An 18,011-nucleotide genomic window follows, 5' to 3' on the forward strand; every position below is an offset into this window, starting at 1 on the left:
GGATACTGCGGCAACGGGTTGACCAAAGGCTTACCGCCGGCGCAGCAGAGGTTCTTAAAATGAGAACGCCCCGGAATTTCTCCGGGGCGTCTCGACAGATCGTAACTGGCCGGACTTGTCAGCCCGACAGTGTCAGACGAGCTTGCCCGCGATTTCCTGGAACTTGGCGAGCAGGTTGGTACCGACCACTTCCATGCCGGCGATGGCGACGACGGCGATCAGGGCGGCGATCAGGCCGTACTCGATGGCGGTCGCGCCGGATTCGTCCTTGGCGAAGCGAGCGAAAAACTTGGTCATGGTAGTCTCCTTTTGCACCACGGTTTGACTGCTGCCTTGCTCTGGATCGGCTTCGGTCAGCGACAATTGCGAAGCTACACAGCTCGCATTGCTGATCGGTTAAAGTGACTCAAGAATTCGGCAAATTTTCCGGACGCTTCTTGGATGGTTAACACAGCCCTATCTCAACTCGACGGTTAAATATGCGTATAAATATTGCTATAGTTTTACTTATTACAGTATTTGCGTACCATCACTCAAGCTAACAACTTTATTTCTGCCTCCATTCGGGGGGCGTCTCTCCCAATTCTGGCACATTGTCCAAAGCCTTGCCTCAGGAATGGGGCCTATCCGCCCGCGCCAGATCGCCCTTTTAGGGATTGATTCATCATTTTCGGCTTTGCTCGACCCGTTGGAAACCTTGGGGCGCCACCATGTTGATTGCGATGACCGCCTCGCGGCTTGTCCTCATCGCCGCCATCGCGGCCGGCGGCGCCGTCTTCTCCACCGCGATCGCACAGACTCGTCCCGCCCCGGCCCCGGCCGCAGCCCCCGCCGAGAGCCAGCAGGGCGCGGTAGTCGTCACCGTCGATCACGCCAAAGTGGTCCGCCTGCCCGAAAAGGCGCAGACCGTGATCGTCGGCAATCCCGCGATCGCGGATGTCACGGTCCAGCGCAATGGCGTGATGGTGGTCACCGGCAAGAGCTTCGGCGTGACCAATCTGATCGCGCTCGATGCCAATGGCACCTTGCTGGCGGAATCCTTCGTGCGGGTCCGCGCGGCCTCGGATTCGATCCTGACCGTGCAGCGCGGCCTCGAGCGCGAAAGCTATTCCTGCACGCCGGAATGCCAGCCTGCGGCGCAACTCGGCGACGTCAAGCGCTTCTTCGACGAGGTCGGCGGTCAGAACAAGGCCCGCAACGCCGCGGCGACGGACGATAAGCGCTAGTGCGCCGCGCGTCCGTTCGGACGCGGTCACGGTGATCTATTTCAGTGTTGTCGCATCGGAGTTTTCCGAGAAGTGGAGTCCACTTTTCGGTCCGATCCTATAGGAATCCTCGGCTTCCGGGAGAGGCGCGTTCCCGAAGCACGTACCGGGCGGCGAGAGCCGCGCCAAGACATGTCCGCATCCGTTGAAGCGCTGGAATGCTCGGGTTCGTTATTCTAGCTCGGACGGGCTCGAAGGCCCGCCCGGTCGTAGCGCCGTGCCCGCAGACCGGCTTTTCAGCGGATCTGCGGGAGAGCAAGCGGCGAGGCCGCTCAGATCGTCTGGTTATAGGCGCCGACTTCCGGGTTCTCGCGCAGCACGCCGTCGATCGCCTTGAACATTTCGCGCATCCGCGCTTCCGAGACCGGGCTCTCACAGACGACGACCAGCTCGGGCTTGTTCGAGGAGGCGCGGATCAGGCCCCAGGTCCCGTCCTCGTTGACGACGCGAACGCCGTTGACGGTGACGACGTCGACGATCTTCTGCCCGGCGATCTTCTCGCCCGCCGCCTGCATCGCCTGGATTCGCTGGGTGATCTTGTCGCTGACGCCGTACTTGATCTCGTCGGCGCATTTCGCCGCCATGGTCGGCGTGCCCCAGGTCTTGGGCACGGCGGCGTAGAGCTCGGCCATCGACTTGCCCGGATTGCGGTCGAGCATGTCGATCACGGCGATGGCGGTGACGACGCCGTCGTCATAGCCGCGGCCGACCGGCGCGTTGAAGAAGAAGTGGCCCGACTTCTCGAAGCCGGCGAGTGCGTTGAGATCGCGGACCCGGCGCTTGATATAGGAGTGGCCGGTCTTCCAGTAATCGGTCTTGACGCCGAGCTTCTGCAGCTCCGGATCGGTCGAGAACAGGCCGGTCGACTTGACGTCGACGACGAATTGCGCGCCCGGATTGAGCTTGCCGAGATCGCGCGCCAGCATCACGCCGATCTTGTCGGCGAAGATTTCCTCGCCATGATTGTCGACGACGCCGCAGCGGTCGCCGTCGCCATCGAAGCCGAGCGCGACATCGGCGCCGTGCTGCTTCACGGCGTCGGCCATGGCGTGCAGCATCTTCATGTCTTCGGGGTTCGGATTATAGCGCGGGAAGGTGTGATCGAGCTCGGCATCCATCGGGATGACCTCGCAACCGAGCGCCTCCAGGATCTGCGGCGCGAAGGCGCCCGCGGTGCCGTTGCCGCAGGCGGCGATGACCTTGAGCTTGCGCTTGATCTTCGGACGGTTGGTCAGGTCGGCGATGTAGCGTGCCGGAAAATCCGGCACGAACTGGTAGGAGCCGCCGCCCGGCAGGTCGAAGTCGCCGGCGAGCACGATGTCGCGCAGCTGGCCCATCTCGTCCGGGCCGAAGGTGACAGGACGCTGGGCGCCCATCTTGATGCCGGTCCAGCCATTGTCGTTATGCGAGGCGGTGACCATGGCGACGCAGGGCACGTCGAGCTCGAACTGGGCGAAATAGGCCATGGGCGACATGGCGAGGCCGATATCATGGACCTTGCAGCCAGCCGCCATCAGGCCGGTGACCAGCGCCATCTTGATCGAGGAGGAATAGCTGCGGAAATCATGCGCGGTAACGATCTCGGGCTTGACGCCCATGCGCCTGATCAGCGTGCCGAGCCCCATGCCGACGGCCTGGACGCCCATCAGGTTGAGCTCTTTCCCGAAGAACCAGCGTGCATCGTATTCGCGGAAGCCGGTCGGCTTCACCATCGGCAGCGATTCATAGTCGAAGGTGTTCGGGAAAAGCTCGGGCAGCGGCTTCGGAAACATCGGGCCATCCATCTTCGAGGAAAGCGGGCCAGGCAGAGCCCGCAGGAGACATGCTGAGCGGAAAGGCCACAGGCTACATGAATGCAGCCTGAGCATGACAGGGCAGGGACGCAAGCCGGGCATAGCCTAACGGAATGGCGATGGAAACCGGTACTCTCAACCGCGCAGGACCATCCGGCCGCCCTGGACTTCGTAGCCCGAAAGCCTGCGGAGGAAGGAGGTGCCGAGCAGGCTCATGCGGAGCGCACCCGCCGGCAGCACCACCGCCTCGACATCGCGGACCATGATCTCGCCGAGCCGGACCTCGCGCAGCCTGACCTGCGCGCCCCGGACGACGCCATTGGCGGTGCTGAGAGCGTAGGTATAGGCCGAGCGCTCCGGCTTGACGCCCAGCGCCCGCGCATCGGCATCGGTCAGCGCGATGAAGCTCGCGCCGGTATCGACCATCATCTTGACGCGGTAGTTGTCGATCGAGGGATGGACGATGTAGTGGCCGCGATAATCGGCATTGATCGCCAGCGAGCGGCGCTCACCGGCGCCGGCAGCCGGGCGCTCCGGAGCGGCGGCGGCGAGCAGCGGCTCGGCCCGTGACATCTGGTCGAGATCACCGGCGTAGTTCAGCGCCAGCAATCCGGCGGCGCCGGCCATGCCCAGGGACCAGAAGATCGGCCGCGGCGCCATCCAACATCCTTTCGCGCGTTTCCCGGGCGAGATAGCCGCGCAGAGTGCTGACGAAGCATGAATCCGGCGCGCCACGGCACCCTTCAGGGCCCTTGACGGTGCGACAGGCTTAACCGTCGCGGAAGCCGATCGCGACGAATCTACAGGAAACCCTGCCCGACCAGCGCCTCGATCGCTTCGCGGCGCGGCACGCTGGGCTGCGCGCCGGCGACCGTACAGGCGAGCGAGCCGGCCGCGAGACCACGTTGCAATGCGCCCGAAAAGCCGAAGCCGGCCTGCAGCGCCGCGGCGAAGGCGCCGACGAAACTGTCCCCGGCGGCGACGGTGTCGACCACCGCGACCTCCGGCGCCGCAAGCCGGCGGCGAACCCCGCCATACCAGCCGACGGCGCCGTCGGCTCCGAGCGTGACGATACAGGCGATGCCGCGCTCGGCATCGAGCCGCTGCGCGATCGCGTCCGGCTCGCTCTCCTCCCAGCCGAGGCCCTGCGACAGCAGCGCCGCCTCGTGCTCGTTGACGATCAGGATATCGGTCAGGCCGAGCAGTTCCTGAGCCGGCACGCCGGCCGGGGCGAGATTGAGGATCACGCGCCCGCCGGCCGCGCGCATGGCCTGTGCCGCGCGAACACATTCCGGCTCGGGCACCTCGCGCTGGAGCAGCAGGAGGTCGTCCTCGCCCAATGCCATCGCCGCCACCGCGTCGGCGCTCGCCTGCGCGTTGGCCCCGGCAGCGACGACGATCTGGTTCTGGCCCTGCGCATCGACGGCGATGAAGGCGGCGCCGGTCGGCGCGGCGACGCGGGCGAGATAGGTCAGGTCGACGCCGTCGGCGGCGAGCAAGTCCACTGCGAGATCGGCGAAGGCGTCGCGGCCGACGGCACCGACGAGCACGACCGTGGAACCGGCCCGGCGCGCAGCCAGTGCCTGGTTGGCGCCCTTGCCGCCGGGATGGAGGGCATAGCCCGGGCCGAGCACGGTCTCGCCGGGGCCAGGCAGACGCTCGACCGGCGTCACCAGATCGAGATTGAGCGATCCGAAGACGACGATCACGCCGGCAGATCCGCAGCGAGGCGCGCGACGCCGGCGACGAAGGCGGCTTCCGGCGTGACGAGCTGATGATCGAGCCCCGCGGCTGCGAGCGCCCGGCCATAGCTCCGGGCAAGGACGCCGTCGGCGACGAGGTGCAGGTTGTCGAGGCCACCGAACAGGGCGCGGGCTCCGGCGATCTCCTGCGCGACCAGAAGCGCGGAGAGATAGGGGCCGACGGCGCCGCCACTCATCCGCCCGGCCAGCACCTCGGAGCGGGCGGCGAAGGCCGCGTTGAGCAGACCTCCCGGCCGCGCGGCGGCGGCGAGGCCGCGGCGTGCGCCTTCGACGGCGTCTTCCTCGGCTGGTTCCACCGCGAGCCGCGACAGGATCGAATGCTCGCGCAGCAGGCCATAGACCTCGCCGGTCATGAAGCTGGCGAAGCGGGTGATGCGGCCGCCCTCGACCTGCGCCCATTTCGAATGCGTGCCCGGCAGGCAGGCGATGCCGTCGCCGAGGCCGAGCCCGACGACCAGCGTCTCCTCGCCGCGCATCACGTCGAAGGCGCCCTCGTCACAGGAGAGGCCGGGCAGCACGGTCGCGGCGGTGCCGTCGTCGAGCGTCACGCGCAGGCCTGCGGTGGCGATCTCGGCCGGGCTCGCCGGGCAGGCGACATAGGGCGCCTCGATCCAGCCATTGCGGCTGCCGACCATGCCGGCGAGCAGAATGGCGGCCTCCGGGTTGGCCCGGCGCAGATCACCGGCGATCGCCTCGAAGGCGGCGGGGAAGCCGCCTGCCGGCACCGACTGGATACCGCGATCGGCGCTGCGCTTGTCCAGCACATCGCCGTCCTCGCCGATCAGGAAGGCGCGGGCGCGGGTCGTGCCCCAGTCGAGCGCGATCAGGGGTGAGGGCATGACAGGCTCCGGCATGAGCCCCCCGCATCATGGGATGGGCAGGGGTTAAGGCGAATGACCGTGTGAGCGATGCCCCAAGCAGGGCGCCGGATCAATCGTGATCCGTATGCGTCGATGGGCATGCAGGCTATTTCGCGACCAACCCTCGCCGGAGCAATGGTGGAGCGCCGGTCAGAGGTCGAAGAAGACCGTCTCGCCCTCACCCTGGAGCCGGATGTCGAAGCGGAAGACACCGCCGGGGCCACGCTTGGCGATCAAGGTCGCGCGCCGCGCTTCCGGCACCAGGGCCAGCACCGGATCCCCGGCATTGCCGGGCTCATCGTCGAAATAGATCCGTGTCGCCAACCGGATCAGCAGGCCGCGCGCGAAGACCGAAACCGCGAGATGCGGGGCCTGCATCGCGCCGTTCGGCCCCGGCAGGGCACCGGGACGCACGGTCTCGACGAAATAGGCGCCCTCGGCGCTGGTCTCGGCCCGGCCGAAGCCGGTGAAACCGGCATTGCCGGCGGCGTTGAAGCGCCCTTCGGCATCGGCCTGCCAGGTCTCGATCATGGCGTCTCCGACCGGTACGCCGTCGCCGTCATAGACGGTGCCCTCGATGCGGATGCGCTCGCCGGCGACGCCTTCGGCCGCGACCTGCTCGGTGGCGAGCTCCTTGCCGCCATAGGCGCGCGGCGTCAGGGCATAGGCGAAGAACGGCCCGATCGTCTGCGAGGGCGTGAGTGCGAGCGGGGCCTTGCGGTCAGTGCTCATGCGGCTCCTCCGTCGGCGTCATCTCGCGGCCGCGCAGCACGATGTCGAACTGGTAGCCGAGCGCCCATTCCGGCTCGGTGGTGTCGAGGTCGAAGCGCGAGATCAAACGCTCGCGCGCTTTCGCATCGGTGATCGACTGGAAGATCGGGTCGAAGGGGAAGAGCGGATCGCCGGGGAAATACATCTGGGTGATGACGCGCGACAGGAAGCTCGGTCCGAACAGCGAGAAATGGATATGGGCCGGGCGCCAGGCATTGTGGTGGTTGCGCCAGGGATAGGCGCCGGGCTTGATGGTGACGAAGCGATAGCGCCCTTCGGCATCGGTCAGGGCCCGGCCGGCGCCGGTGAAATTCGGGTCGAGCGGCGCCGGATGCTGGTCCTTGACGTGGACATAGCGCCCGCCGGCATTGGCCTGCCAGATCTCGATCAGCGTATGCGGCACCGGCCGGCCATCCTCGTCGAGCACGCGGCCGCTGACGATGATGCGCTCGCCGAGCGGCTCGCCGGCATGCTGGCGGGTGAGATCGGAATCGCCTTCGGCGACCGCCCTATGGCCGAAGACCGGCCCGCTGATCTCCGACAGCGTGTGCGGCAGCAGGATCAGCGGCTGCGAGGGCGCCCGCTTCAGTGTGCTCTTGTACTCCGGCGAGTTGTTGAGCGGATGGGCTTTCAGGCCGCTGCGCGGGAAGATCAGGCTCATGCCGCCACTCCATGGGCTTGCCTGGTGCGCGCATGCAGGCTGCGCAGCACCTCGAGCTCCTCGGCGCTCGGCGCCGGAGTCTCCGTGAGATCGGCGGCGAAGCGCAAGGGCCAGCCGCAGCCGGCCTGGACCTGCTCGCGGGTCACGCCGGGATGCAGCGAGATCACGCTGAGCTCCGCGGTCTCCGGATCCGGCGCCATGATGCAGAGATCGGTCATCACCCGGGCCGGCCCCTTGGTCCTGAGGCCGAGCTTCTCGCGGTCGCCCTTGCCGGTGCCGTGGCCGAAGGAGGTGATGAAGGGCAGCGTCTCGACGAAGGCGCGCGAACCCATCGCCATGGTGATGAAGATCTGCCCGCAATTGCTGGCGATCTCGGGGGCGCCGCCGCCGCCCGGCAGGCGGACCTTGGGCGCGTCATAGTCGCCGACCACGGTGGTGTTGAGATTGGCGAAGCGGTCGATCTGGGCTCCGCCGAGGAAGCCGATGGTGATCCGCCCGCCCTGCAGCCAGTAGCGGAACATCTCGGGCACCGGCACGGTGGTCAGCGCGGTGTCGCAGAGCTCGCCATCGCCGATCGAGAGCGGCAGCACGCTCGGCCGCGTCGAGAGCGTGCCGGATTCATAGATCAGCGTGATGCCGGGCGCATGGGTCAGCCGGGCGAGATTGCAGGCGGCCGAGGGGGCGCCGATGCCGACGAAGCAGATGTCGTCATTGGTCAGCAGCCGGGACGCAGCGATGGTCATCATCTCGGTTGGAGTATGATTCATGACGCTCACTCCGCCGCCTGACGCTGGGGCCGGGCGTATTGCGCGAACGCATCAGGGCCCTTTTCCAGGACGTTCGCCTTGATCCATGACAAGAAGCTGTCGCGCTCGCGCGCGATCTTGTCCCAGCCGATGTAGAACTCGTTGGCGCGCTTGTAGTAGCCATGCGCATAGGACGGGTAGGCGCCGCCCGGGACATGGGCGATGGCGGTGACCGTCCAGGACGGCAGGATCACCGCATTGGCATTGCGCGGCCCGAAATCCTCGACGATCTCCTCGACCGTGACCAGCGAGCGCTTCGCCGCCAGCACCGCCTCCTTCTGCACGCCGACAATGCCCTCGAGCAGGACATTGCCCTCGCGATCGGCGCGCAGCGCGTGGATCACCGCCGCATCCGGACGCAGCGCCGGCACGGTCGCCAGCACCTCGCCGGTATAGGGGCAGGTTACGGAACGGATGTTCGGATTGACCTTGGGCAGGTCGACACCCTTGTAGCCGCGGAACACGGCGAAGGGCAGGTTGGCGGCGCCCGCCTCATAGGCGTTGGCCATGGCGGCGTGACTGTGCTCCTCGATCTCCAGGCGATGCGGCCAGCCATTCTCGATCGCGTCGCGCAGGCGGTGCAGCGAGCCGACGCCGGGATTGCCGCCCCAGGAGAAGACGAGTTTCTCGGCGCAGCCCGTGCCGATCATCTGATCGTAGATCAGGTCCGGCGTCATCCGGATCAGCGTCAGCCGTTTGCGGCCCTGGCGGATCGCCTCATGGCCGGCGGCGTGGGGAATCAGATGGGTGAAGCCCTCCATCGACACCGAGTCGCCGTCGCGCAGGACCTCCTCGATCCCCTCCTGCAGGGAGACGAATTTCGCCACCTTGACATCTCCTCACTAGTTGTGCGTTTATCGCACATCGTTCTCATTTTCGAACTTTACGGATTGGTCTTGGCAGGGTCAAGCAGCGAAGCGGGTCGGCTGCCGCCCTCGCCCGATCACATGGCGGCGCTCGAAAAGGGCCTGGCGGTGATCGAGTGCTTCGATGCCGGGCATGACCGGCTGACCATCGCCGAAGTCGCCCGCGCCACCGATCTCTCGCGCGCCGCCGCCCGCCGCTGCCTGCTCACCCTGACACGCATCGGCTATGCCGAGTTCGACGGAAAATTCTTCCGGCTGACACCGCGCGTGTTGCGGCTCGGCTATGCCTGGCTGTCCTCGACGGCGCTGCCGAAGCTCGTTCAGCCCTTCCTCGAACGCCTCTCGGAAGAGACCCACGAATCCTGCTCGGCCAGCCTGCTCGACGGGCACGAGATCGTCTACATCGCCCGCTCGGCCCAGCGCCGGATCATGTCCGTCGGGCTTTCGACCGGCTCGCGCCTGCCAGCCTTCTGCACCTCGATGGGCCGCGTGCTGCTCGCCGCGCTCGATCCGGAGGAGGCACGCGCCCGCATCCTCGCCGGCAAGCCCAACGCGCTGACGCCGCATACGGTGACCGAAATCGGCAAGCTGATGGAGATTCTTGCGCAAGTGCGGACCGAAGGCCATGCGATCGTCGACCAGGAGCTCGAGCTCGGCCTGGTCTCGCTCGCCATGCCGCTGGTCAATGGCCGCGGTCAGGTCGCGGCCGCCTTCAACCTCTCGGTCCAGTCGCAGCGCGTCGCCGGCGACGAGATCGAGACCAATCTGCTGCCGCGCATGCGCGCCATGCAGAAGCTGCTGCAGCCCCTGATCGCCTGAACGGAGCCATCCCCATGCTCGCCCTCGCAGCCGGCCCCTATGCCGCCCGGATCTCGCCCGCGCATGGCGGCATCGTCGCCGCGCTGCAATGGCACGGCCCCGATGGCCGCTCGCATAGACTGCTGCATGCGCCGGAGGGGCTGGCGCCCTGGACGAACGCACCGAACAAGTTCGGCTGCTGGGCGATGCTGCCCTTCGCCAACCGGGCCTTCGACAGCCTCGTCGACGATGGCGAGAGCCGCTTCATCGTGCCGGCTAACGATCCTTCCGGCACGATTCATGGATTCGGCTGGCAGGCAGCCTGGGAGGTCGTGGAACAGAGCACCGGCCATACCGCGCTGCTCCACCGCCGTAGTGCCGGGGCCGACCCTTATCGTTACCTAGCAAGGCAGGAAATCCACCTCGACGACAGCGGTATGACCATCGTGCTTTCGCTCACCAACGAGTCGGACACGGCCCTACCCTTCGGCATGGGGCTGCATCCCTGGTTTCCCTGCGCGCCCGATACGCGGCTCGGTATGACCGCGACCGGCGCGCTGATCTTCGGCGAGAAATTCCGCGCGACCGGAACACAGACATTCCCGGCCGGCGGCCCCTATGCCGGCAAACCAGTCTTCGCGACCGGGGCCGAGACGGCCTGGAGCTTCCTCGGCTGGGACGGCTCGGCGCGGATCGAGACCCCCTCTGCCGGGCTTGCGATCACGATCAGCGCGAGCGAGAGTCTGCGCTGCCCGGTGGTCTGGGCGCCGGCCGGCGCCGATTTCCTCTGCGTCGAGCCGCAGAGCCACGCCGCCGGAGCCCCGAGCGAGACCGTCGTCCGCACCGCCTCGCCGCTCAGGCGGCTTCAGCCCGGCGAAACGCTCGAAGGCTGGATGCGGGTCTCGGCCGCGGCGCTCTGAGGAGGACCTCAGCGCCAGCCCGAGCCGCCATAGCCGCCGCCATAGGGCTGGTATCCATAGGCGCCCGGCGGCAGGCCCGGCCGCAGCAGGATCTGCTCGCGCGCCTCGCCCCAGCCCGGCGCATTGCGCTGCCTGGCCGCGAACTGCGCCTTCTCCGCCTTGGCCTTGGCCCGGACGATCTGGCTCTTGCTGCTCTTCAGCTTGGCCTTGGCGACCTTGCTGCCGCCCGAGGCGCTGGCGAAGCGCGAGTAGTTGTCGGTCACTGCACCGTTGAGTGCGATGCGGGTCGCGCCGGCGCCGTGCTTCTTGACCAGCGCGAAGAGCTTGGCGGCATTGGCCGGGTGGAGGCGGATGCAGCCATGCGAGGCCGGGCGGCCGAGCGCGCCGACGGCCGTCGTGCCATGGATGGCATAGCCGCCGCGGAAGAAGACCGAATGGGGCATCGCGCCGCCATATTTGCGCGAGTACCAGCTGCGTTCGAGCCGAGTCGGCCGATAGACGCCGTTCGGCGAGCGGAAACCCTTGCGGCCGGAGGAAATCGCCCAGTTGTGGACCTCGCCGTCGCTGGTTTTGACGGTCATGCGCTGGGTGGCGAGATCGATCCGGACATTGACGCCGGCCTGCGCCGTGCCGACGCCGGCGAGCGCGGCAAAGATGAAGGCTAAAATGCCGAGAAGGCGGGACATGACGCTACTCCCGAATGACGCTACCCGAGACGGCTCTCTGCTTGCCGCGCCAGACGGGTCGAACGACCTCATGCGGGCAGCTCCGGCCTTGACCTCAGGGAAAGCCGCGCGCGGGCGCTTGTAAAGAGCAAATCGGGAGAATGGTTTCCGCCGTCGCGCCGCGATCGGTTGGCGTCTCCGATGTTTTGACCGGGCTCCGCCGTCATTCCAGGGCTTCGCGCAAGCGAAGAGCCCGGAATGATGCGATGGTCCCGCCGAAAGCAGGCGCCCCGGGTGCGCTCAGGCCCGGCCGAGCCGAAAGCCGGTGGCGGCGTCGAAGACATGGACGCGATCGGGATCGACGGTGATCCAGAGCCGCCCGGCCTGCGCCGCGACATCGCCGGTCGCCGCCTGCATGACGAAGCCATGCTCGGCGAGCCGGCCGTGGAAGAGCTGGGTCGCGCCGAGCTCCTCGACGAAATCGACGTCGAAGGGCAGCGAGCCGGCGGCGCCTTCCGAGGCGATCTCGACATCCTCGGGCCGCAGGCCAACCTCGACAGCCGTACCGCTGGGCAGATCCTCGCGCAGGTCGCGGGCCTGCAGGATCGCCTCGCCGAGCGCGACGATGCCGGGGCCGTCGACCTTGCCGGGCAGAAGGTTCATCGGCGGCGAGCCGATGAAGGTCGCGACGAACCGGCTCGCCGGCTTGCGGTAGACCTCGGAGGGCACGCCGATCTGCTCGACCTGCCCGCCATTCATCACGACGAGCTTGTCGGAGAGCGTCATCGCCTCGACCTGGTCATGGGTGACGTAGATCGCGGTGACGCCCAGCGCCCGCTGCAGCTTCTTGATCTCAACGCGCATCTGGACGCGCAGTTTGGCGTCGAGATTGGAGAGCGGCTCGTCGAACAGGAAGACCTGCGGCTTGCGCACGATGGCGCGGCCCATGGCGACGCGCTGGCGCTGGCCGCCGGAGAGCTGGCGCGGCCGGCGCTGCAGGAAGGGCTCGATGGCGAGAATGCGGGCGGCCTCGGCGACGCGCTTCTCGATCTCGTCCTTGGGCGTGCCGCGATTGCGCAGGCCGTAGGCCATGTTGTCGTAGACGCTCATATGCGGATAGAGCGCGTAATTCTGGAAGACCATGGCGATGTCGCGGTCGGCCGGCTCGACCTGGTTGACGACACGCTCGCCGATCGCGACCTCGCCGGCCGAGATCGTCTCGAGCCCGGCGACCATGCGCAGAAGGGTCGACTTGCCGCAGCCTGAGGGGCCGACGAGGACGCAGAAGCCGCCATCCGGGATGTCGAAGGAGACGCCCTTAACCGCCTCGACGCCGCCGGCATAGACTTTCTTGACGTTGCTGAGCGTGACCTGAGCCATTGGCGGCTTACTTCTCGGTTTCCACGAGGCCCTTCACGAAGAGCCTCTGCATGGCGATGACGACGAGGACCGGCGGCAGCATGGCCAGCATGGCGGTGGCCATGGCGAGCTGCCATTCGGTCAGGGCGTCGGAGGTGACGATCATCTTGCGGATGCCGATGACGATGGTCTGCATCGAATCCTTGGTGGTGACCAAGAGCGGCCAGAGATACTGGTTCCAGCCATAGATGAACTGGATGACGAACAGCGCCGCGATGGTGGTCAGCGAGAGCGGCCAGACCGTGTCCTTGAAGAATTTGAACGGACCGGCACCGTCGATCTTCGAGGCTTCGAGCAATTCGTCGGGGATGGTCATGAAGAACTGGCGGAAGAGCAGCGTGCCGGTCGCCGAGGCGATCAGCGGCACGGCGAGGCCCTGATAGCTGTCGAGCATGCGCAGATCGGAGACGACCTTGAAGGTCGGGAAGATGCGGACCTCGACCGGCAGCATCAGCGTGACGAAAATGATCCAGAACGCCGCCATCCGGAACGGGAAGCGGTAATAGACGATGGCATAGGCCGAGAGCACGGAGATGAAGATCTTGCCGAGCGCGATCGCCATCGCCATCACGAAGGAGTTGAACATCATCCCGATCACCGGCTCGCGGGTCGTGCCCGACGTGCCGACGAAGAGGATCCGGTAATAGTTCTCGAACAGATGCGGGCCGGGATAGAGCGGCAACTGCCCGTTGATGATGGTGGCGTTGTCCCAGGTCGAGGCGACGAAGGTCAGCCAGACCGGGAAGGCGACGATCAGAACGCCGATCGTCAGGATCGTATAGGCGATCGCATCGCCCAGGCGGCGGTCCTCGACCATCAGGCGTGGTCTCCACGCTCGCGCAGCAGGCGCACCAGCGCGTCCGCCGCCGCATCCAGGAAGGCGCGGCCCTTTTCCGGCGTCGCCTTGCGGGCATCGCCGATCACCCCGGTCTCGGTCATCTCGCGGAAGGGCCGGTAGCGCGCCACCGTCGGCCGCATCAGCGCCGCCGGGTCGGCGTCGCGCATGCCGAAGGCCTCCGGCAGCCGCTCGTTGCGGACAAGGTCGGGGGCGATCGCCATCATCATCGCGCTTTCGACCTCGCAGGCGTGCATCACGCTGGTCTGGTCTTCCATGAACGGCGCCATCTCCTGCTGCGCCAGCAAGAAGTAGGTCGTCGCCCGGATCGAGAGCGAGGTCTCGCGGGCGAAATCCGGCAGGAAGGCCGAGAGCGCAGCGATGTTGCCGCCATGGCCGTTGACGATCACGACGCGGTGGAAGCCGTGCCGCTCCAGGCTCTTCAGCAGCGAGAGCAGCACGGCGCGATAGGTCGGGATGTCGAAGGTGAAGGTGCCGCCGAAGGCCATGTGGTGCTCGGCCATGCCGCACCAGAGCGTCGGCGCCACCACGACCTCGAGATCCCCGGCGCGCTCGGCCGCGAGCTTGCAGACGGCGCCGCAGAGCACGGTGTCGACGCCAACGGCGAGATGCGGCCCGTGCTGCTCCATCGAGGCGACGGGGAGCACGACGACGGCGTCGCTCGCCGCCTTGGCCCGCAATTCCTCGGCGGTGAGTTCCTGCCAGAGCACGGAGGCCATCAGCGCGCGCCTCCGCTCGTCCAGCCGTCATGCTCGCCCTTGCGGCGAGCATCCACGTCTTGAACACGGCCCTCGACCACCAAAGGCGTGGATGGTCGGGACAAGCCCGACCATGACGGGAGGGTGAGCACGGAGGCCATCAGTAGTTCACCTTGCGCTCGATGAAGCGGAACTGGAAGGCGGTCATCGCGATCACCATGATCAGCAGCACGACCGATTGCGCGGCCGAGCCGCCGAGATCGGAGCCGCCCTTGCCGTCGGAGAAGACCTTGTAGACCAGGGTGGTGGTGGCGCCCGAGGGGCCGCCGCCGGTGACGGTGTCGATGATGCCGAAGGTGTCGAAGAAGACGTAGACGAGGTTGACGACCAGCAGGAAGAAGGTGGTCGGCGAGAGCAGCGGGAAGATGATCGTCCAGAAGCGGCGCATCGGCCGGGCGCCGTCGATCACCGCCGCCTCGATCACGCTCTTCGGGATCGACTGCAGGCCGGCGAGGAAGAACAGGAAATTGTAGCTGATCTGCTTCCAGGTCGCGGCCATGATCACCAGCGTCATCGCGTCGGTGCCGTCGAGCTTGGGATTCCAGGCGATGCCCAGGCTGCGCAGGCCGCGCGCCAGCATGCCGAGCGAGGGATCGAACATGAAGATCCAGAGCACGCCGGCAATGGCTGGCGCCACCGCATAGGGCCAGATCAGCAGAGTCTTGTAGATCTCGGCGCCACGGATCGCCCGGTCGGCCATCACCGCGAAGAGCAGGGCGATCGACAGCGACAGGCCCGCGACGAAGACCGAGAAGATCGCGGTATTGATCAGCGCCTTGTAGTATTCCGGGCTGGAGAAGAGCAGGCGATAATTCTCGAACCAGACGAATTCGGTCGAGATGCCGAAAGCGTCCTGCAGCAGGAAGCTCTGCCAGACCGCCTGGCTCGCCGGCCAGTAAAAGAAGACGAGCGTGATCGCGAGCTGCGGCAAGAGCAGAAGCAGCGGGATCGTCAGGCCCTTGAAGTGAGCGTATTTCTGCATCGGCCGCCCTGGCAGGAAGAAGAAGGCCGGGACGGGCGTCCCGGCCTCCGGTCAGCGGCCTTACTTGGCCGTGCGCTCGAACTGGCGCAGCATCTGGTTGCCACGCTCGGCCGCGGCATCGAGCGCCGCCTGCGGCGACTTCTGGCCGTTCAGCGCCGCCTCCAGCTCCTCCGACCAGATGTCGCGGATCTGGACGAGGCTGCCATAGCGCAGGCCCTTGGAGTTGTCGGTCGGCTCCTTGTTGTTGAGCTCGAGGATCGGGGTCTCGAGATAGGGCTTGTCCTTGTAGAAGCCCGAAGCCTTGACCTTCTCATAGGCGGCCTTGGTGATCGGCAGATAGCCGGACTCGGTGTGCAGCTTCACCTGGCGGTCGACATTCGACAGGAAGGTGAAGAACTTGGCGACGCCCTTGTACTCCTCGGCCTTCTTGCCGCCCATCACCCAGAGCGAGGCGCCGCCGATGATCGAGTTCTGCGGGGCGCCGGCAGCCTCCGGATAATACGGCATCGGCGCATTGGCCCAGTCGAACTTGGCGTTCGCCTTGACGTTGCCGAAGAAGCCCGAGGAGGTCAGCATGATCGGGCATTCGCCCGAGGTGAAGCGGCCCTCGCCGGTATTGGTGCGGCCGGAATAATCGTAGGTCTTGTCCTTCTGCAGCTCGACCAGATTGGTCCAGTGCTTCAGGAAGATCGGGCTCTTGTTGAAGTTGAGGACGGCGTCGAAACCCTCCATGCCGTTGACCTTGGTCGACAGCGGAATGTTGTGCCAGGCGCCGAACTGCTCGATGTTCGCCCAGGTCGCCCAGGCATTGGTGAAGCCGCATTTGTCGAAGCCGGCGGCCTTCAGCTTCTTGCCGGCCTCGAAGACTTCCGGCCAGGTCTTGGGCGGCGCGTCGGGGTTGAGGCCGGCCTTCTTGAAGGCGTCCCTGTTGTACCACATCACCATGCTCGACGAATTGAACGGCATGGAGAGCATCTCGCCCTTGGGGGTCGAGTAATAGCCGGTGATCGCCGGCAGATAGGCCTTGGGATCGAAGGCTTCGCCGGCGTCCTTCATCAGCTCGTGCACGGGCTTAACCGCGCCCTTGGCCGACATCATCGTGCCGGTGCCGACCTCGAAGACCTGGAGGATGTGCGGGGCGTTGCCGGCGCGGAAGGCGGCGATGCCGGCGTTCAGCGTGTCCGGATAGGAGCCCTTATAGGCGACGACGACCTTGTAGTCCTTCTGCGAGGCGTTGAACTCCTCGGCGAGCTTGACGACCACGTCGTTATTGGCGCCGGTCAGCGCGTGCCACCACTGGATCTCGGTCTGGGCTAGGGCCGGCGAAGCCGCGGCCAGAGCAAAAGCAGCCACCGAGGCAAGCGTCGTCAGTTTCACGGTCATGGCATTCTCCCTTCCCGCCCTGCCACAGCGTGCAGGCGGCTCTTGTCGTTGGTGCGCAAGCTAGCATGAAGCCGGGGCGACGTTTCAATGACAAAACGATGACATCGCCGCCCTGCGATGGAAGCAGCCCCCAGGTCTTGCACAATCCTGCGGAAGCGGCTGTTCTGCCCGGCCAGTACGCCCTTCTCGATGGATCCGATCCCGATGCCGACGCTCTCGCTCACGCCCGCCAACACCTTGCCGGCCGATGCCGCCCGCGCCGCGCTGGCCGGCCGCGTCTGGCGGCCCGAACTCGGGGGGCCGTCGGTCGTCGTCCTGCGCGGCGACGACCTCGTCGACATCAGCTCGGCCTTCGCGACGATGCGCGATCTCTGCGAGAGCACGGATCCGGCAGCGGCGCTCGCCGCGGCGAAGGGCGAGCGGGTCGGCAGTCTCGCCGAGATCCTCGCCAACACCCCGGCCGAGGGCCGGGACGCGAGCAAGCCCTGGCTGCTTGCCCCGGTCGACCTGCAGGCGGTCAAGGCCGCCGGCGTCACCTTCGCGATCTCGATGCTGGAGCGGGTCATCGAGGAAAAGGCCCGCGGCAATCCGGCCGCCGCCGCCGCGATCCGCGGCGAGATCGGCAAGCTGATCGGCGACGACCTCTCCAAGCTGAAGCCGGGCTCGCCCGAGGCGATGCGGCTGAAGGAGGTGCTGATCGCCCAGAACGCCTGGAGCCAGTATCTCGAGGTCGGCATCGGCCCGGATGCCGAGATCTTCACCAAGGGCCAGCCGCTCTCGGCGGTCGGTACCGGCGCCGATGCCGGGCTGCATCCGGGCTCGACCTGGAACAATCCCGAGCCCGAGATCGTGCTGATCGTCGCCTCGGACGGCCGGATCGTCGGCGCCAGCCTCGGCAACGACGTCAACCTGCGCGATGTCGAGGGCCGCTCGGCCCTGCTGCTCGGCAAGGCCAAGGACAACAACGCCGCGGCGGCGATCGGCCCGTTCATCCGCTTCTTCGATGCCGGCTTCTCGCTCGATCATATCCGCCGGACCACGGTGACGCTGAGCGTCGCGGGCGATGACGGCTTCAAGCTCGAGGGCGCGTCCTCGATCGCCAAGATCAGCCGCGACCCGGCCGATCTCGCCGCGCAGATGCTCAACCCGCACCACCACTACCCGGACGGCGCGGCGCTCTATCTCGGCACGATGTTCGCTCCGATCCAGGACCGCGATGCGCCGGGCGGCGGCTTCACCCATAAATACGGTGACGTCGTCACCATCGCCGCCCCCGAGCTCGGCGCGCTGATCAACCGCATGCGCCGCACCGACGAATGCGAGCCCTGGCGCTTCGGCGCCTCGCATCTGATGCGCAACCTCGCCAAGCGCGGCCTGCTTTGAACGCTGGGCGACCACTGGCCATTGCCGACTTGGCGTCATCCCGGGCCTGCCCCGGAATCCAT

19 protein-coding genes are annotated in these 18,011 nt (G+C 66.8%); 4 read left to right on the forward strand and 15 right to left on the reverse strand.

Annotated elements, in window-relative coordinates:
• Positions 1-132: 132 nt before the first annotated feature.
• Positions 133-297: a Flp family type IVb pilin gene (locus tag AC3RCC_RS01680; protein WP_291637565.1), complete on the reverse strand. Its 165-nt coding sequence runs from the start codon at positions 295-297 to the stop codon at positions 133-135.
• Between the two features lie 413 nt (positions 298-710).
• Between AC3RCC_RS01680 and AC3RCC_RS01685 the strand changes: the two genes are divergently transcribed.
• Complete coding sequence (locus AC3RCC_RS01685) at positions 711-1,226, forward strand: pilus assembly protein N-terminal domain-containing protein (protein ID WP_291637563.1); 516 nt, start codon at positions 711-713, stop codon at positions 1,224-1,226.
• Positions 1,227-1,537: 311 nt separating this feature from the next.
• Here AC3RCC_RS01685 and AC3RCC_RS01690 read toward each other — a convergent pair whose 3' ends face one another.
• The 8 genes from AC3RCC_RS01690 to AC3RCC_RS01725 all read right to left on the reverse strand — a co-directional run bounded on the left by AC3RCC_RS01690 (position 1,538) and on the right by AC3RCC_RS01725 (position 8,746).
• A complete protein-coding gene (locus AC3RCC_RS01690; RefSeq protein WP_291647989.1) occupies positions 1,538-3,037 on the reverse strand; it encodes a phosphomannomutase/phosphoglucomutase in 1,500 nt (499 codons plus the stop codon).
• Between the two features lie 156 nt (positions 3,038-3,193).
• Positions 3,194-3,718: a retropepsin-like aspartic protease family protein gene (locus AC3RCC_RS01695; RefSeq protein ID WP_291637559.1), complete on the reverse strand. Its 525-nt coding sequence runs from the start codon at positions 3,716-3,718 to the stop codon at positions 3,194-3,196.
• 140 nt (positions 3,719-3,858) lie between these two features.
• Positions 3,859-4,767 (reverse strand): ribokinase, encoded by a 909-nt coding sequence (locus tag AC3RCC_RS01700; RefSeq protein WP_492257403.1) that lies wholly within the window; start codon positions 4,765-4,767, stop codon positions 3,859-3,861.
• Positions 4,764-5,660, reverse strand: a complete 897-nt coding sequence (locus tag AC3RCC_RS01705; protein WP_492257404.1) for a 2-dehydro-3-deoxygalactonokinase — start codon at positions 5,658-5,660, stop codon at positions 4,764-4,766. The genes AC3RCC_RS01700 and AC3RCC_RS01705 overlap by 4 nt, the downstream gene beginning before the upstream one ends.
• Before the next feature lie 171 nt (positions 5,661-5,831).
• Positions 5,832-6,413, reverse strand: coding sequence for a protocatechuate 3,4-dioxygenase subunit alpha (gene pcaG / locus AC3RCC_RS01710; protein WP_492257405.1), 582 nt, complete (start codon positions 6,411-6,413; stop codon positions 5,832-5,834).
• Positions 6,403-7,113 carry a protocatechuate 3,4-dioxygenase subunit beta gene (pcaH, locus tag AC3RCC_RS01715; RefSeq protein ID WP_291637551.1) on the reverse strand — a complete coding sequence of 237 codons (711 nt, stop codon included), beginning with the start codon at positions 7,111-7,113 and terminating at the stop codon, positions 6,403-6,405. The genes pcaG and pcaH overlap by 11 nt, the downstream gene beginning before the upstream one ends.
• Entirely contained in the window at positions 7,110-7,880 is a 771-nt protein-coding gene (locus AC3RCC_RS01720) for a CoA-transferase subunit beta (RefSeq protein ID WP_492257406.1), read from the reverse strand. The genes pcaH and AC3RCC_RS01720 overlap by 4 nt, the downstream gene beginning before the upstream one ends.
• Positions 7,881-7,885: 5 nt before the next feature.
• On the reverse strand, positions 7,886-8,746 hold the full coding sequence (locus AC3RCC_RS01725) for a CoA transferase subunit A (protein ID WP_492257407.1): 861 nt from the start codon (positions 8,744-8,746) through the stop codon (positions 7,886-7,888).
• A 120-nt stretch (positions 8,747-8,866) separates the two neighbouring features.
• On the opposite strand from AC3RCC_RS01725, the gene AC3RCC_RS01730 reads away from it, so the two are divergent.
• Together AC3RCC_RS01730 and AC3RCC_RS01735 are read left to right on the forward strand one after the other, a co-directional pair.
• Positions 8,867-9,604 (forward strand): IclR family transcriptional regulator domain-containing protein, encoded by a 738-nt coding sequence (locus AC3RCC_RS01730; RefSeq protein WP_291647981.1) that lies wholly within the window; start codon positions 8,867-8,869, stop codon positions 9,602-9,604.
• A 14-nt stretch (positions 9,605-9,618) separates the two neighbouring features.
• Positions 9,619-10,503: an aldose epimerase family protein gene (locus tag AC3RCC_RS01735; RefSeq protein WP_492257408.1), complete on the forward strand. Its 885-nt coding sequence runs from the start codon at positions 9,619-9,621 to the stop codon at positions 10,501-10,503.
• A gap of 8 nt (positions 10,504-10,511) precedes the next feature.
• Here the strand turns inward: AC3RCC_RS01735 and AC3RCC_RS01740 are convergent, their stop codons facing one another.
• From AC3RCC_RS01740 to ugpB, 6 genes are all read right to left on the reverse strand, one after another.
• Complete coding sequence (locus AC3RCC_RS01740; RefSeq protein WP_492257409.1) at positions 10,512-11,189, reverse strand: L,D-transpeptidase; 678 nt, start codon at positions 11,187-11,189, stop codon at positions 10,512-10,514.
• 279 nt (positions 11,190-11,468) lie between these two features.
• Positions 11,469-12,548 (reverse strand): sn-glycerol-3-phosphate import ATP-binding protein UgpC, encoded by a 1,080-nt coding sequence (locus AC3RCC_RS01745; RefSeq protein ID WP_492257410.1) that lies wholly within the window; start codon positions 12,546-12,548, stop codon positions 11,469-11,471.
• Positions 12,549-12,555: 7 nt separating this feature from the next.
• Positions 12,556-13,404 (reverse strand): sn-glycerol-3-phosphate ABC transporter permease UgpE, encoded by an 849-nt coding sequence (gene ugpE, locus AC3RCC_RS01750; RefSeq protein WP_452117652.1) that lies wholly within the window; start codon positions 13,402-13,404, stop codon positions 12,556-12,558.
• Positions 13,404-14,162, reverse strand: coding sequence for a creatininase family protein (locus AC3RCC_RS01755; RefSeq protein ID WP_492257411.1), 759 nt, complete (start codon positions 14,160-14,162; stop codon positions 13,404-13,406). The genes ugpE and AC3RCC_RS01755 overlap by 1 nt, the downstream gene beginning before the upstream one ends.
• A gap of 139 nt (positions 14,163-14,301) precedes the next feature.
• Positions 14,302-15,183 carry a sn-glycerol-3-phosphate ABC transporter permease UgpA gene (ugpA, locus tag AC3RCC_RS01760; protein WP_291647973.1) on the reverse strand — a complete coding sequence of 294 codons (882 nt, stop codon included), beginning with the start codon at positions 15,181-15,183 and terminating at the stop codon, positions 14,302-14,304.
• A 60-nt stretch (positions 15,184-15,243) separates the two neighbouring features.
• A complete protein-coding gene (gene ugpB / locus AC3RCC_RS01765; RefSeq protein WP_465247223.1) occupies positions 15,244-16,560 on the reverse strand; it encodes a sn-glycerol-3-phosphate ABC transporter substrate-binding protein UgpB in 1,317 nt (438 codons plus the stop codon).
• A gap of 210 nt (positions 16,561-16,770) precedes the next feature.
• Between ugpB and AC3RCC_RS01770 the strand changes: the two genes are divergently transcribed.
• Positions 16,771-17,949, forward strand: coding sequence for a fumarylacetoacetate hydrolase family protein (locus AC3RCC_RS01770; protein WP_492257412.1), 1,179 nt, complete (start codon positions 16,771-16,773; stop codon positions 17,947-17,949).
• Positions 17,950-18,011 lie beyond the last annotated feature (62 nt).

Source organism: Allobosea sp. GW823-FHT01F03, from assembly GCF_058798075.1.